5 protein-coding genes are annotated in these 14,504 nt (G+C 70.2%); all 5 read left to right on the top strand.

Annotated elements, in window-relative coordinates; all coding sequences use genetic code 11:
- The first annotated feature begins 374 nt into the window (after nucleotides 1-374).
- On the top strand, nucleotides 375-1,910 hold the full coding sequence (locus GLX30_RS11535; protein ID WP_244258111.1) for a VCBS repeat-containing protein: 1,536 nt from the start codon (nucleotides 375-377) through the stop codon (nucleotides 1,908-1,910).
- Nucleotides 1,911-2,214: 304 nt separating this feature from the next.
- A complete protein-coding gene (locus tag GLX30_RS11530; protein WP_244258110.1) occupies nucleotides 2,215-3,777 on the top strand; it encodes a VCBS repeat-containing protein in 1,563 nt (520 codons plus the stop codon).
- 23 nt (nucleotides 3,778-3,800) lie between these two features.
- Nucleotides 3,801-4,793: a hypothetical protein gene (locus GLX30_RS11525; protein ID WP_159686956.1), complete on the top strand. Its 993-nt coding sequence runs from the start codon at nucleotides 3,801-3,803 to the stop codon at nucleotides 4,791-4,793.
- 907 nt (nucleotides 4,794-5,700) lie between these two features.
- A complete protein-coding gene (locus tag GLX30_RS11520) occupies nucleotides 5,701-7,446 on the top strand; it encodes a LamG domain-containing protein (protein ID WP_347879714.1) in 1,746 nt (581 codons plus the stop codon).
- 192 nt (nucleotides 7,447-7,638) lie between these two features.
- Nucleotides 7,639-14,493 (top strand): polymorphic toxin-type HINT domain-containing protein, encoded by a 6,855-nt coding sequence (locus GLX30_RS11515; RefSeq protein WP_159686950.1) that lies wholly within the window; start codon nucleotides 7,639-7,641, stop codon nucleotides 14,491-14,493.
- Nucleotides 14,494-14,504 lie beyond the last annotated feature (11 nt).

Genomic DNA, 14,504 nt, shown 5'->3' with positions numbered 1-14,504 from the left:
GCGGCACGTATCCCTTTGTGGAGAACTTGTGACGCCTCATCAAAGGGCCTGTGACCAACCTGTGTTCGTGACCGATGGCTCCATGTCGGACTTGTGATCTTGTGATGACCGACGCGGTCATGCCATAGTCCCGTTCCGCTTCCGTGGACCGTGGGGGCAGGGAACCGGGCGGCGAAGCGTCCGCGGGGCCGGGTGGCCACGCAGAAACGCTTCCCCACGGACACGGTCTGCCGAAGCACATGGGACTTCTCCGGCCATGAGCCGGAGAACGTCTGACGACCGGTCGACAGAAAGGCCGTCGCCGCTCCTCGCGGAGGCACGGCGCGCGGGGTGGGGGAGCAATGCCGTACATCGGCACACGAACGAGCCGTGGCGTGACGGCGCTGGCACTCGCCTGCGCCGTCACCCTGCTGGGACAGGGGGCGGCACCGCCGAGCCAGGCGGTCGCCGCCAACGGCTGCGCCGGAGCGCAGCACGACTTCAACGGTGACGGGATCCGCGACATCGCGATCGCCGACCCGGAGGCCACGGTCACGGGCAAGGAGCGCGCCGGGCAGATCCACATCGTCTACGGCGGCGGCAAGGGCACATTCGCTCTCTCGCAGGACTCGCCGAACGTGTCCGACGGGGCGGAGACCGGCGACCGGTTCGGCTTCTCCTACGCCGTCTACGACGCCAACTCCGACGGTTGCAGCGACATCGCCGTCGGCATTCCCTTCGAGGACATCAACCTGACCGACCGCACCGTCAAGGACGCGGGCCTGGTCCACCTGATCTACGGCTCACCGGCCGGCCTGGCCGCGGGCGGGCTCGGGACAATCGGCTTCCGCCAGGGCAGCGACGGCAAGCTCGGCGGGGGTTACGAGGCGGAGGACTGGGTCGGATACGCCGTCGCCGCGGGCAGGTCGGCCACCAACATCCCCTTCCTCGTGATCGGAGCGCCCGGCGAGGACGGCGCCGAGGGCAAGGACATGGGGATGGTCCACTACGTCTACGGCACCGCCTACAACGTCGCGCACGTGGCCCAGGACAGCGCCGGAGTCTGGGAGGACCCCGAGCCCAACGACCGCTTCGGCGCGTCGATCGCCGCCACCGACCGCCACTTCGTCGTCGGCGCACCCGGCGAGTCCATCGCCACCACCTCCGCGAACGTCGAGTTCGCGGGCGCCGTGATCGCCTTCCGGCCCTCGATCAACACCTCAGGCATCCCCGACCCGCTTTTCGGCATGGGCCAGGGCCGCAGCGGCACCGGTGACACCACCGCACAGGCCGGCGACCAGTACGGCACGTCCCTGGCGATGGCGCCCTACCGCCCCTCCGGCGCCACCTCGAACTCCGACTCGCTCCTCGCGGTCGGCGTCCCCGGTGAGGACCTGGCGACCACCGTCGACGCCGGCGCCGTGCACACGTACCACCTCAAGGCGGACGGCACCGTACAGCCGATCGCCTGGATCGACCAGAACCAGCCCGACACGGAGGGCGAGGCCGAGGCCGGCGACTTCTTCGGCCAGCGCCTTGCCGCGGTCAACACGGCCCCGACCGCCACCGGCACCGCGGCCACGATGCGTCTCGCCGTGGGCGTGCCCGGTGAGGAGTCCTCCGAGGAGTACCCGGAGGAAGGCGGCGTGCAGATCCTGCCGCTGCTCGGCGCGCCCGGCGCCGGCGACAGCTGGATCTCGCCCGGCAACGGCATCCCCGCCGCCCGCGCGCCCCGCATGCTGACGGGCATGGGCCTCGGCGCGAGCCCCGGCTCGCTCTATGTGGGTGTCCCGTACGGCCCCGTCGCCGACCGGGCGGTCCACGCCTTCCCCTGGAACACACCCAACGGCGGCGCGCCCACGCAGAGCTGGCGGCCCGGCGAGGGCGGTATCCCGGTCGACGGCGTCGCGTTCGGCGCGTTTCTGAGCTGACGGCCGGCGGCCGGTCCGCGCCGTGGCCGAGGGGGCCACGGCGCCCGTAGGCCGTGCCGTGCCGGTGGGCCTCGTGCGCCCCGGACCGACGAACTGTCTCGTGGCGGAGTTCCCGACAGGGCAGTGTCCCCGGTCCGGCGTGCCCTAGGCCACGTGCCCTGCCGCGGAAGCCTCCGCCGGGCCCCACCGTGAACGGCTCCGCCCTCGGACCGACGGCCCCTCGACACACGTGGGCGCCGCACAAGCGCCGACGCCGAGAACTTCCGGCGCAAGCAGCCGGCAGCAAAGGGGAGGAACCAACGCAGTGACCAGTCCAACGCGTCGGCCACGACGCACCACGCGACGACGGACGGCGCTCGCCGCCGGCGCGCTCGTCCTGACCGCCTCGGCCCTGGGCGCCGGGCCGGTGACGCCCGCCGCGGCCGTCGCCGCCGCCTGCTCCGGCGTGGAGTCGGACTTCAACGGTGACGGCATCCGGGACACGGCGATCGCCGACCCGGAGGCGACCGTCGGCACCGTTCCCCGGGCGGGGAAGGTTCACATCGTCTACGGCGGCGGCAAGGGCGCCATGGAGCTGTCCCAGGAGACCGCGGGAATCCCGGGCGGGGCGGAGCCGGACGACCAGTACGGATTCGCACTCGCCGTCTACGACGCCGACGCCGACGGATGCGCCGACCTGGCCGTCGGCGCCCCGTACGAGGACATCTCCACCAACGCCGACGCCGGCATGGTGCACATCGTCTACGGTTCGGCCACCGGCCTGAACGGCGGCAAGGCCGCCAAGGAGCACATCCAGGGCGAGGGCACCACCATCGGCGGCGCCGCCGAACCCGGCGACTGGCTCGGCTACGCGCTCGTCGCGGGCAAGACGTCCACGGGGTCGCCGTACCTCGTCGCCGGAGCACCGGGGGAGTCCATCGGCACGGTGGAGGACGCCGGAGGCTTCGTCTACATCCACGGGACCGCGCAGACCGTCGTCGGCGTCATCAGCCAGAACGTCGAGATCGGCGGAGCCGTACCCGGAGACGCCGAGATCGACGATCGGTTCGGCGCCTCGCTCGCGGCCACACCCACCCACTTCGCCGTCGGGACCCCTGGCGAGGCCCTCGGCACGGTGGCGTTCGCCGGCGGAGTGGCCGTCTTCAGCCACACCCTGTCGTCCGGTCACCCCAAGCCGCTCTTCGGGCTGGGCCAGGACCAGGACGCGGTCGCGGGCGCCGAGGAGGTCGGTGACGGCTTCGGAACGGCGCTCGCCATGGTCCCTTACCGCCCGGCAGGAGCGACCTCGACCACGGAGTCGCTGCTCGCCGTCGGCGTGCCGGGCGAGGACCTCTCCACGACGGTCGACGCCGGAGCGGTCCAGGTCTTCCGTGTCACCGCCGCGGGTTCGTTCGCGACACACATGTGGATCGAGCAGAACACCGCCGACGTCGAGCAGGCGGGCGAGGCGGGCGACTTCTTCGGCCAGCGCCTCGCGGCCGTCAACACCGCCCCTGGCAGCACCAGTTCCGGCACCAACACCCGGCTCGCCATCGGCGTCCCCGGTGAGGAGTCCGCCGAGGAGCACCAGGAGAAGGGCGGCGTCCACATCGTCCCCCTGGTCGGTGCGCCCGGAGCCTCCGACGCGTGGATCGACCCGGGCTGGGGCATCCCCGGCGAGCCCGCGCCCACACAACTCGCCGGCCTGAGCCTCTCCGGCAGCACCGCGGGGTTGTACGTCGGCATGCCGTACGGGCCGGCGGTCGACCACGCCGTGCACCTCTTCCCGTGGAGCACGGCCGGCGGCGGCGCCCCCACGAAGACCTTCAAGCCCGGCTGGGACGGAATTCCTGCCGGCGACACCGCATTCGGTGCGGCGGTCCGCTGATGAACGACAGGGAGAACGGACACGTGTCCAGACGTATACGACGCGGCCTCGTGCTGCGCGGCGCGATCGCCGCGGTGGCGGCCGGCGCCGTACTGACCGGTGGCTTCAACGCGCTGCCGGACGCCTCGGACGGAGGCGACGCCGCACCCGAGCAGGCCGCGGTCGGCACCGGGAGCCCCGTACAGACGGAGGCCGAGGCCCTCGCGGTCGCCAAGAAGAGCAACAAGAAGATCGAGATCCTCGGCATGCGCACGGCACGCCGGGAGATCTACGCCGAGCCCGACGGCACCTTCACGGCCCGCGAGTACACCGACCCGATCCGCACCTTCCAGGGCGGCTCATGGGTCGACATCGACAGGACCCTGGTGCGCGGCGCCGACGGCAGTGTGGCGCCGAAGGCGGCCGCGGTCGGCCTGTCGTTCTCCGACGGCACGGCGGGCAAGCCGTTCGTCACCATGAACCAGGCGGGCCGCGAGCTGTCGCTGACCTGGCCGCACGGGAAGCTTCCCGCGCCGGTCCTCGACGGTGACACCGCCACCTACAAGGACGCCCTGCCCGGCGTCGACCTCGCGGTGCGGGCCGAGGCGGACGGATTCGGCCACCTCCTCGTCGTCAAGACGCCGCAGGCCGCCGCCGATCCGCGCCTCGCCCGGCTCGACCTCGGCCTGAGGACCGACGGTCTCAAGGTCAAGGAGGACGCCACCGGCGCCCTCAAGGCCGAGGACGCCGCCGTCGGCGGCACCGTCTTCGAGGCCGGCAGGCCCGTGATGTGGGACTCGGCCGCCGTCAAGGAGGCAGCAGCCAGGAAGCAGGGCCCGAAGGCCGTCTCCAAGGCGGTCGCCGCCGCGTCCGCGGACGCGGCCCCGGCCCCGTCCGTCGCACCCGAGGCCGCGCTCGCCGGTCCCGGCGGCGGTGGCAGGACCTCACCCTCGGCCTCGAGGTCGGCAAGGGCAAGCTGTCCCTGGTGCCCGACCAGAAGCTGCTCAAGGGCAAGGACACCGTCTTCCCGGTCGTGATCGACCCGATCCAGCGCACCACGTCGCGCACCGCGTGGACCGGTGTGATGTCGGGCATGCCGAGCGAGCAGGACTGGAAGTACTCCGGCAGCGCCGGTGTCGGCAAGTGCCCCACCGACTACAGCCCGGTGTCCTGCAACGGGGTGGGTGTGCGGCGGCTGCTGTTCACCATGCCGCTGTCGTTCTACAAGGGCAAGCAGATCCTCGGCGCGACGTTCTCCGCCCGCGTCGAGCACATCTACAGCGCCTCGCCGACCGCGGAGCCGATCCGGCTCTACCGGATCGGCGGCAAGAACTACAGCATCACGTCGTCCTCCAGCTGGTCCAACACCTCGGACGACTGGCTGGACCACATCGGCACGGTCGACAAGGCCATCTCGCCGACGAGCTGCTCGAGCCAGGCCAACCTGCACTTCGAGGCCGGCGCCACCGGTGAGCTCACCACCGAGGTGAAGACCGCCGCGGCCGAGGGCTGGTCCTCGATGACGCTCGGCCTGCGCGCCGCCGACGAGACCCGGCTGCCCGAGTGGAAGCGGATCTGCGGCAACGCGTACCTCTCCATCAGCTACAACAACCTGCCGCGGAAGATCACCACGCTGTCGCAGAACCCCGGCGGCGTCTGCACCTCCGGCGCCGGCCGTCCGTACGCCGAGGTCCCGCCGCAGCTCCAGGCCATCGCCAGCGACCCGGACCACACCAGCAGCAGCACCGACAAGGTCAAGGTCGAGTTCAAGGTCGACTGGACCGACCCGGTCACCAAGGAGGCCAAGAGCTACACGTACCTCACACCCTCCTGGCTGGCACCGACCTCCGGCACCAAGTTCACGCACACGGTGAAGTCGACGATCCCGCAGAACACCGTCGTCTACTGGAGCGCCCGCGCCTACGACGGTGACGGCTACGGCCCGTGGAGCTACGACGGCGACTCCGTCCGCTGCGAGTTCATCTACGACAGGACGCTGCCGGGCAGGCCGAACGTGCTGTCCAAGCAGTACCCGTCCGACAGCGTCTACCACGACGGCGTCGGCACCTACGGCTCGTTCACCTTCTCGCCCAACCCGAACGACTCCGTGCCCGACACGGACGTCGTCAAGTACCGCTACGCGTTCGACAGCACGGCCACGCCGACGACCACGATCAACGCCACCTCGGCCGGCGGCCCCGCGACGGTGAGCTGGATGCCGACACGCGCCGGACGCCACTGGGTCGACGTCATCGCCGTCGACAAGGCGGAGAACCCGAGCACCAAGGCGCACTACGAGTTCCTCGTCACGGAGGGCACGCCCGTCGCCGCCCAGTGGAACCTCGCCGACGCGCCGACCAGCACCGAGGCGCACGACGAGACCGGAGCCTTCTCGGCGACCGCCGGCACCGGTGTCACCTTCGGGTGGAGGGCCCCGGCGGCAAGGTCGACGCCGCCGCCCGCTTCGACGGCACCTCCGCCGCCTACGCCGACGTCAACGAGACGGTCCTCGACTCCTCGAAGAGCTTCAGCGTCAGCGCCTGGGTCCGCCCGAAGGGCACGCCCACCCGTGACATGGCGGTCGTCAGCCAGGACGGCACCGGTGAACCGGGCTTCACGCTCGGCTACGACCAGACGGCCGGCACCTGGGCGTTCTCCGTCCCGGTGACGGACGTGGACACGCTCGGCGAGTGGAAGGCCGTCGCCACCGGCGTCAGCGTCGTCCCCGACCAGTGGGTCCTGCTCACCGGCGTCTACGACGCCACCAAGTCCGAACTGCGGCTCTACATCAACAAGGACTCGAAGGGCACCGCCTCCCGCCGGTCGGTGTGGCGCTCCTACGGTCCGCTTCAGCTCGGCCGCACCACGGCCAAGAGCGGCTACCGCGACAACTTCGACGGCGACCTCGCCGAGGTCCGCGTCTTCGACCGCGTCCTGCCCGCCGCGCAGGTCGAGGAGATGATGACGGTCAAGCCGGTGCGCAAGAACTACTGGCAGCTCGACTCGGCCACCTCCGGCTCGTCCCCGGACACGGGGACGGGGCAGGCGCTGAGGCTGGCGGGCAACGCGGCCGTGAAGAGTGCGCCGGACGACCCGCTGTCGCTGGACCCGTACCCCCTCGTCGGGGCGGGCCACCTGGTGCTCGACGGTGACGGGGACTACGCGTCTACGGCCACCGCACCCGTCACCGGAGCGAGCAGCTTCACACTCACCGCCCGGACGCTGCTCACGACGCTCGACCCGGAGAAGGCCCAAACGGTCCTCTCGTTGCCGGGGACGGCGGCCAACCGCCTCGCGGTCCGCTACCGGCCCGCACCGGACGCCGAGACTCCGTCGATGTGGGAGCTCGCGGTCGCGGAGTCCGACTCGGCCACGGCCCCGGTGAAGAGGTTCGCCGACGACCAGGAGCTGCCGGACACCGACCCTGCGGGCCAGCACCTGGCCGTCGTCTACGACGCGTTCGCCAACGAGATCCGGCTGTACGTGAACGGCATGCTCGCCGACATCGCGCACGGCACCGACGACACCCTCTGGGCCGCCACCGGCGCTCTCCAGGTGGGCCGTTCGGCACTCGGCGGCGGCAGCGAGTACTTCGCGGGCGCGATCGACGAGGTCCGTGTCTACAGCGGAGCCGCGGACAAGACCGCGATCCAGCAGATGTCCAACCCGATGGCTCTGCCGGACATGTGAGTCCGGACGGGCGGCTTGGACGGCCTTCCCAGGCTGCCCCAGCCGCCCGTTCTCCTTCCCGTCCCTTACTACGTGCGGAGACACGTGATGCCATTTCGTGGCCGGTTGCTGAACCGGCGCATACCCCGGGGGTTGCTCGCGGCGACCGCCTTGGGGGTGACCATCGCCCTGACCGGAGGTACGGTCCAGGCGATGCCGCTGCCCTTGGAGCAGCAAGGCCGGGGCAGGCCCGGCGTGCAGGACCTCGGCGATCCCGTCGAGGGGAAGAACGCCGCGGCGACGGGGCGCCCCGCGGACGCGGCAAGGAAGTCCGCGGTCAAGACGCTGGACAAGGCGGTCTGGCCGGCCGGCGGCAGCGCCGAGCTGGCCGTCGCCTCCTCGTCGCCGAAGGAGACGAAGATCGGCGGACTGCCGGTCGCGGTCTCCTCCGTGCCGCCCAAGACCCGGAAGTCCGCCCGTGCCGGTGCCGCGGAAGCGGCTCCGGCCGCACCCGCCAAGGTCACCGTCGACGTCCTGCCCTCGGAGCGGGCCGCCGATCTCGGTGCCGGAGCACTGCTACGCGTGGAGCGCGCGGACGACCAGGCGAAGGCCGCCACGGTCCGGCTGACCGTCGACTACGCGTCCTTCGCCGAAGGCTACGGTGGGTCGTACGCCTCACGGCTTCACCTGGTCCAGCTACCTGCCTGCGCTGCCGTCGCCATCCCGGGCAGCAAGGCCTGCCCCGAGCTGCCTAAGCCGCTGCCGACGGTGAACGACCCCGAGGACCGCACGGTCTCGGCCTCCGTGGTCGCGGCGCCCGCGCCGGAGACCGGGCCGTCGACCATGGCCGTCGAGAGCGCTCCGCTCGTCGCGCTCGCGGCGGGCCCGTCCTCGGCGCAGGGCTCGTACAAGGCGACCTCGCTCGCCCCGTCGGCCAGCTGGAGCGTCGCCAACTCCTCCGGCGGGTTCAGCTGGAACTACCCGATGCGGACGGTGCCCACGCCGGGCGGCCTCTCCCCGACGGTCGGTCTCGGCTATTCGTCCCAGTCGGCCGACGGCCGCACCGCCGCGACGAACAACCAGGGTTCGTGGATCGGTGAGGGCTTCTCCTACGACGCCGGTTATATCGAACGCCGCTACAAGCCGTGTGCCGACGACGGCCACTCGACCTCGGGTGAGCAGTGCTGGGCGTTCGACAACGCCTCGATCATGCTCAACGGCAGTTCGTCCGAGCTGATCAAGGACGACAAGACCGGCGACTGGAAGTTCTCGTCGGACGACGGCACCAAGGTCGAGAAGCTCACCGGAGCCACGAACGGCGACAACGACGGCGAGCACTGGAAGGTCACCACCGCCGACGGCACCCAGTACTGGTTCGGGCTCAACCGTCTGCCCGGCTTCGCGACGGGCAACGAGACCACCGGCTCCGCCTGGACCGTCCCCGTCTTCGGTGACGACTCCGGAGAGCCCTGCTACAACGCGACGTTCACCAGTGCCCACTGCAAGCAGGCCTGGCGCTGGAGCCTGGACTACGTCAAGGACACCCACGGCAACGTGATGTCCTACTTCTACGCGCCCGAGACGAACCACTACGCCCTCAACGGCAAGACGGACGTCAACGGCACCGCGTACCACCGCGGCGGCTATCTGAAGCGCATCGACTACGGCCAGCGTGACGGCTCCGTGTATGCGGCGAAGGCTCCCGCCCGTGTCCTCTTCGACGTCGCAGAGCGCTGCCTGCCCACAACGGACTTCGACTGCGCCGAAGACAAGCGGACCAAGGCGAACGCGGCGCACTGGCCGGACACTCCGGTCGACCAGGAGTGCAAGGCCGCCACCAAGTGCACCGTCGGCCAGACCTTCTGGACCACGAAGCGCCTGACGAGCATCACCACCCAGATGCGCAAGAGTGCCACCGAGTACCAGGACGTGGACGCGTGGTCCTTCACGCACCTGTTCACGGACAACGGTGACGACTCGAAGACGCTGTGGCTCTCCAAGCTGGAGCACGAGGGCCGGGTCGGCACGGCGGCCGAGCTGCCCGCGCTGGAGCTCTACGGCGTGCAGCTCGTCAATCGCGTCGACGCGATCGGCGACAACATCGCGCCCTTCCACCGCTACCGTCTCGCGGCCGTACTCAGCGAGACCGGCGCCCAGCTCGACATCAACTACGCGCCGACCGAGTGCACCAGGGCCGCACTGCCCGGCCCTGGCGAGTCGACCAAGCGCTGCTACCCGGTCAAGTGGGCCCCGCCGGGCACCATCGAGCCCATCACCGACTGGTTCCACAAGTACGTCGTCGCCGAGATCGTCGAGACCGACCGCACCGGCGGCGGCGACTCTCTCGTCACCCGGTACGACTACAACGGTGACGCCGCCTGGCGGAAGGCCAAGCCGGACGGCATCACCGAGGACAAGTACCTCACATGGGGCGGCTGGCAGGGCTACGGCAAGGTCACCGTCACCTCCGGCAGTGCCGACAAGCAGACCACCCGCATCGACTACACGTACCTCCAGGGCATGGACGGCGACAAGGACCCCGACGGCGGCACCCGCTCGGTCAAGGTCCAGGACTCGACCGGCGCCGAGTGGACCGACTCCGAGGAGTTCACCGGGCACCAGTTGGAGGCGCAGACCTGGGACGGCGGCAAGGTCGTCTCCAAGGTCATCAGCACCCCATGGAAGGTGAACACCGCGACACAGACGCGCAGTTGGGGCACCACCCACGCGTCGATCGTGCGCACCGAAACGGAGCGCGGCTTCGAGCTGCGGTCCGGCGGGACCTGGCTGGAGTCCAGGTCCGTCACGAAGTACGACACCGCGAACGGCACCGGCCGGGTCACGGAGGTCGACGACCAGGGCGACGTCTCCACGCCGTCCGACGACACCTGCACCCGCACCTGGTACGCCGACAACACGGCCGCCAACATCCTCACGCTGCCCTCCCGCAGCGAGTCGGTGGGCGTGAGGTGCTCGGCCACACCGGACCGCCGGACCCAGGTCCACGCCGACGAGCGCACCTCGTACGACGGCCTGGCCTTCGGAGCGGCCCCGACCAGAGGTCTCGCCACCACCACCGAGCGCCTGACCTCGCACAACGGCACCACCGCCACCTACCAGGTCACCGGCACCACCACGTACGACACCTTCGGCCGTCCGCTGTCGCAGAAGGACGCGTCCGGCGCCGAGACCAAGACGGCGTACACGGACGTCAACGGCCTGATCTCGCAGACGAAGAACACCAACGCGCTGGGCCACGTCACGACCACCGACTACGTCCCGGCGTGGGGCATGTCGGCCGGCCAGACGGATCCCAACGGCAAGCGCACGGACCTCGCCTACGACGGCCTCGGCCGCCTGACCTCGGTCTGGCTCCCCGACCGCGCGAAGACGCAGACGCCGAGCATCAAGTACTCGTACAACGTCCGCCGCGACAAGGTCACGGCGATCAGGACGGAGAAGATCGAGAACGACGGCTCGTACGGCTCCGAGTACCAGCTGTACGACAGCCTGCTGCGCCCGCGCCAGCTCCAGACCGAGGGTCCGGGCGGCACCCGCATGGTCGCCGACTCGTTCTACGACGGCACGGGCAAGGTCAAGAAGACCAACGCCACCTACAACGCGGCGGGTGCGGCTTCCGGCGAGCTGCTGATCGTCCGCAACGGCGAGGTCGGCCAGCAGAGCCTCATGGAGTACGACGGCCTCGGCCGTCCGACCGCGCAGATCATGGCGGTCTCGGGCGTCGAGCAGTGGCGCACCACCACGACGTACGACGGAGAGCGCACCACGGTCGACCCGCCGAAGGGCGGCGTGCCGACGACGTCCATCACGGACGCCAAGGGCAACACCAAGGAGATCTGGCACTACAAGGGCGATTCGCCGAACCCGCTGTCGGGCTACGACACCACCAGGTACACCTTCACGCCCAAGAACCAGCTCGAAACGGTCACGGACGCCAAGGGCAACGTGTGGCGCTACGAGTACGACCTGCTGGGGCGGAAGACGAAGAGCGTCGACCCGGACGCGGGGACGTCTACGACGGTCTACGACGGTCTCGACCGGCCGGTCTCGGCGACGGACGGCCGCGGCAAGAAGATGTCGACGGTCTACGACAAGCTCGGCCGGACCCTGTCCACCTGGCAGGGCGAGGCGAACACCGGTACGCGGATCACGGAGACCCGGTACGACCGGCCGGGGATGCTCGGCCGGGCGTATGCCGCGCTCAGCTATGTCTCGCCCACCGAGTACTTCGCCAACATCACCCAGACATGGGACGACCTCTACCGGCCACTGCGGACGGACTACGTGGTGCCGGCGTCCCAGGGGGCGCTCGCCGGGACGTACACCTTCACCGCGGCCTACAACCGCGACGGAACCGTGCAGTCCAACGGGCTGCCCGCCGCCGGCGGTCTGCCGGCGGAGGTGCTGGTCAGCGGGTACGACGATCTCCAGCGGCCGACGTCGCTGACCGGTTCGACGTCCTACGTGACCGGCACCGTGTACTCCGGGAACAGCCATCTGCTCCAACTGGAACTGTCCACGGGCAGCGGGAAGAAGGTCTGGCAGAGCTTCGACTACGAGACCGGCACCGACCGGCTGCGCAGCACGACGGTCGACGTCTACGGGGCACCTGCGCCGGTGAAGCGGTCGAACTACTCCTACGATCAGGCGGGCAACGTCCTGTCGATCGCGGACACGTCGAACACCGCGTCCCCGGACGTCCAATGCTTCGGCTACGACGCGCGCCAGCGACTCGCGGAGGCATGGACCCCGGCGGCGACGGCGGCCGAGGCGGCCGGCGGCGGCTCCCTGGGTTCGGTCGCCCCGGTCGAGGGCTCCGGCCCGTCCGCCTGCCAGTCCGCGCCGGGGGCGAAGCCGTTCGGCGGCCCGGCTCCCTACTGGAAGTCGTACGTCACCGACGCGATCGGCAACCGGACGTCCGACACCGTCCACGACACCGGCCTCAACCCGGCAGGGAACATCACCCGCACCTACACGTACGGCGGCGCGGGCGTCCTCGGTGACGGGCCGCACCAGGTCACCAAGGTCATCGAGAACACGCCCACGGGCGACCGGCAGTCGACGTACGAGTACGACGACTCGGGCAACACCACCAAGCGCACCATCGGCGGAGACGCCCAGGTGCTCGAGTGGACCGACGCCGGCAAGCTCGCCAGGGCGAAGGAGGCCGACGGGTCGGAGACGACCTACCTGTACGACAGCGACGGCAACCGGGTCCAGCGCAAGGACGCGACCGGCACGACGGTCTACCTGCCCGGCATGGAGCTGAAGCTCTCCGCCGACGGAGCCAGGAAGCAGGCCACCCGCTACTACGCACACGCCGGGCAGTCCGTGGCCGTGCGCACGGACAACGGCATGGTCTCGTTCCTCGCCTCCGACCACCACGGCACCGGCGAGCTCGCCATCGATGCCGTGACCGGTTCGGTCACGCAACGCCGCTTCGATCCCTTCGGCCTCGAGCGGGGTGAGGCGACCGGCACCTGGCCGGGAGAGAAGGGGTTCGTCGGCGGAACGATCGACAAGTCGACGGGCCTGACCCATCTTGGCGCGCGCGAGTACGACGCGGTGATCGGCAAGTTCGTCTCGGTGGACCCGATCATCGACTACACCCAGCCGCAGCAGATCAACGGCTACGCCTACGCCAACAACACCCCGGTGACTCACGCCGACCCGAGCGGTATGGCCATTCCGGAGTGCATGCAGGGTCTCATCGAGTGCCGGGGCGGACTCCCAATCTCCGGCGGCAAGTCGGACCCGGTGAAGACCGCATCCAACAACGTCGACGGAGCATCGAACGTCCTGGCCGGCGCCCAGGAGCAGCAGTCGGCGGCCAAGCAGCGCATCAAGTCCGCGGGCAAGGCGCTCGTCAAGATCGCCCGGGACATCCTGGGCGTGGACGCCGCGCTCGACTGTGTCTCCAGCGGGGACATGGGTGCCTGCGGCGAGACGCTGCTCAACATCGCGGGCAGCTTCGCCGGCGGCCTCGCCGGCAAGATCCTGGCGAAGTACGGCGCGCCGTGGAACTGGGCGAAGGGTGCCAAGCTCGCCAAGCGGGTGGTCGGTCTCGTCGGTGACCTCGTCGGCGGCGTCAAGGACCTGTGGAAGGCCGGCAAGGCGGTCGACAAGGCCAAGGACGGGCTGTCCAAGGCGAAGGACGCGCTGGCAGCGGCCAAGAAGAAGGCCGCGGCGGCCCTCAAGAAGAAGAAGCCGGACTGCCACAGCTTCCTGCCCGGCACGAAGGTCCTGCTCGCCGACGGAACCACCAGGCCGATCGAGGACATCGCGCTCGGCGACAAGGTGACCGTCACCGACCCTGAGACCGGAGGGACGACGGTCCGCGAGGTCGCCGGCACGATCGTCACCGAGGACGACAAGCACTTCGTCGACCTCACGATCACCGGTGGGTCCGGCACCCCGGAAGCGCTGATCGCCACCACGACTCACCCGTTCTGGGTGGTCTCCGAGGGCGAGTGGGTCAAGGCGGGCGACCTGCGTCCCGGCATGACTCTCCGCACGCCGTCGGGGGACACGGCCGAGGTCACGGACACGCGTCACTTCGAAGAGCGCCGGCGCACGCACGACCTCACCGTGACGGGCATCCACGCGTACTACGTGCTGGCCGATGCCGTTCCGGTCCTGGTGCACAACTGCGACGTCGCTCTCGGCATGAAGGACGAGGGCACGTACACCTGGGCGAACGAGAAGGGATACAAGCACTTCGACGGCGTCTCGGACTGGCAGGGCCCTGTGGAGAACGCGATCGCGGACTCGAATGTCCGGCTCCATGTCAACATGAAGGGAATCCCGTCCTTCGCGGAGTCGGCGAAGGACGGACTCAACCCGACACATCCCTACGCCACCGACATCGAGATGGGCATGATCGCCAGAGCCGTCGTGCACGGCAAGCGGTCCTGGGACTCGATCAAGTTCTACAAGCCCAACGCCAAGGGGAAGCTTGTGGAAGAGAAGATCCCGGAACCCGACTGGTCGACCTTCGGGCGGATCAGGCCGTACATCAACGAACCGGGGCCGTCGTGCGGGTGCTGATCAGGACGCGA

Source organism: Streptomyces sp. Tu 2975, assembly GCF_009832925.1.
In the GTDB taxonomy this organism is placed as follows: Bacteria; Actinomycetota; Actinomycetes; order Streptomycetales; family Streptomycetaceae; genus Streptomyces.
This window is presented reverse-complemented; position numbering and strand designations above follow the sequence as displayed.